General features: G+C 46.5%; 3 protein-coding genes. All 3 read left to right on the top strand.

What is annotated here, in order from left to right; all coding sequences use genetic code 11:
• Window positions 1-187: hypothetical protein (locus ACN0IC_RS15055; protein WP_416879579.1), on the top strand; the 187-nt coding region annotated here is incomplete at its 5' end.
• Between the two features lie 797 nt (window positions 188-984).
• A complete protein-coding gene (locus ACN0IC_RS15050) occupies window positions 985-1,866 on the top strand; it encodes a hypothetical protein (protein ID WP_416879578.1) in 882 nt (293 codons plus the stop codon).
• A 77-nt stretch (window positions 1,867-1,943) separates the two neighbouring features.
• Window positions 1,944-2,222, top strand: a 279-nt coding sequence (locus ACN0IC_RS15045) for a hypothetical protein (protein ID WP_416879577.1), incomplete at its 3' end; no start/stop codon positions are given.

The following is a 2,222-nucleotide window of genomic DNA, read 5'->3' as shown; positions in this document are numbered from 1 at the left end:
GAACCAGAACGAGCTGGGATCCATTGGGGATCAACTTCAGCTGTTCTTTCCCGTCGCCTGCGGATATCGAGTTGGAGGAATCTGTTTCAAAAACATCGTGCTTCCATGCTCAGGCATTGTCAAGAAACGGATGAGTTTCAATATGGTGCCAACGGTCACCTACAATGCAGAGGCCCGAGGCGAATAAATCTAGTACCAGGGATTAACAAGAAAACACAAAGAAAACCAAAGGAAAAAATAATAAAAGAAGAAAAACCTACAAAAAGAAAATAGAATCAAGTACGGGATAAAAGAAAAAGACCCTCAAAAAGAAAATAGAATCAAGTACGGAATAACATTAAGCAAACAACCAAAGCTGGGGCTCAAGTTGTTAACATAAAATAACACTGATAATTCATGGATGAAGCCACCCAGTGTACATTGGAATTCAGCATCTGAAACCTGTTTCCAGTGTTAGTCTATGGCGGCTGAGCAGTACACTTCAGTCAGCCATGTGCCGCGCAGGGAAGTGGAGTGCCTCAGTGGTGTTCTCTACCCTTTGGGTTGCAGCGGCCTCGCAGGCCCTCACCCATCACATTCCCAGCCCGGCCGGGCGCTCTGTCAAGGCTTGGTCTTGCGACCATCCCCGCCAGATGCATTTGTACGACAGAGCATCAGTGTGCGCCACCCCCCGGATGGTCAAGACCAAGGTGGTCCCAGAGCCAATTACCATCCTCCAGGAGCAGGAGCGCAAGTCAGCAAGTGGCTACCGGTGTTCCATGCAAACCTCATCCTTCTTTATCGGTTGTATGGTAAACTGACCATTTCCACACCATGGCCTTTGTGTGAGGGATTTATATTTATATAATTGAATAATTTATATTTATATAACTCATCTTCCACTTGGACCAGGTGTGGAGTCACCAACTCTGGCTCCGAACGCCACAATTGCTGAGAGACACCAGAGTTTCCCCTTCTTCATGTTCAGATTGGATCGAAACCAATATGTTTGTGGCTGAAAAAGGAAAGCAGCACAAGCTCGCTGTTCCAGGCACCAGCCACTTCAGCGACTTCCCCTTGGGTGCCTTGAGCCTGACACCTGACAAGCCCCAGTGCCGCGGAGAACCTGGCACCGTTCGAGGAGTCACCATAAACTTCATGATGATGGTCAAGATTCGCAAAATCACAATCAAGAAGATGACCTTCACCGAGCCAATACCTCACCATCTCGAGGCAGAAGGAGATCATCTCCGCCTGGTCGGATGCAACATCCATGACGGTAAATGTGTTACGTCATCCGGGACCTACCAGTGGACTCCTCCAGAGACCGACAGGTGTACATTGGCAAGAATTAGAGATGTGTTCATGAAGAAAGAGGAAAATAATACTTATGTGGGGATTGAGGGGTCAAAGTTAGTTTTGCAGCAGAAAAGTCCGAAAATAGCGGCGTTGAAATGTGCTTCAAACAAAATATATCAAACCCAGCATGAAGGAGTATACATGGCAAAGGGCCATTTCAAAAAAGATGAATGGGAAAATTTGGACCATCGAGATTTAAGAATTAGCCTGCAAATAGATGCTGCCATCTCAAGCACAAGTCATCACCTTGAAGAGGAAATTGAAAAAGCAATAAATTTGGCCAAAACTTCACCACTCTGCAGAGCGATAGAAAACAGTGGTAATTCTCTCATTGATATGCCAGGAACCAAAGGAACCAAAATACAAATCGCCGGAGACTTAATTCGTGTCATCCAGTGTACTCCCACTGTCAGGATAGCCCAGCCCCACCATCGCTGCTTCGACAAAGTGCCCTTAGTCAAAAAGCAAGAGGTGACAAACAGCAATATCTGTCTCTGCCATCACATGTCATCAGTGAGAATGCAATAATGGTTCCTTGTAGAAAATGGAGGCAGGGCATTCAAGTTCTAACAGGAAGATTCTTGAGTCTTCCAAGATTGAATATAATGTCCAAACCAGACAAGTTTCCCAGAGAACTGGCTTACCAGAAGATAGAACATGATCCAGCAGCATCAGTGTCCCTATACTCTACCGCTGACCTCAAGTCCTGGGCACAGGAGCTCGAATTCGCTTCCTATGAAGAAAGCACTCCCTTTCGCTTGACCCTTGGTACCTGTGCCAATGATGGCGAAGACCGGTGTTTCGACAAAGAAGAGGACATACTCCCATACAGTTTCCAGGGCCTGATCCCCTTTGAGCATGAGGCAAACCTACTGAAGGCACAG

The organism is Litorimonas sp. (assembly GCA_029936425.1).
Taxonomy (GTDB): domain Bacteria; phylum Pseudomonadota; class Alphaproteobacteria; order Caulobacterales; family Maricaulaceae; genus Litorimonas.
The sequence above is the reverse complement of the archived record's forward strand: the minus strand, read 5'-3'. Positions and strand labels throughout refer to the sequence as shown.

What these genes read in the sequence shown, in the direction of transcription:
- ACN0IC_RS15050 (WP_416879578.1), top strand. Translation starts at nt 985, where the DNA reads ATGTTTGTGGCTGAAAAAGGAAAGCAGCACAAGCTCGCTGTTCCAGGC.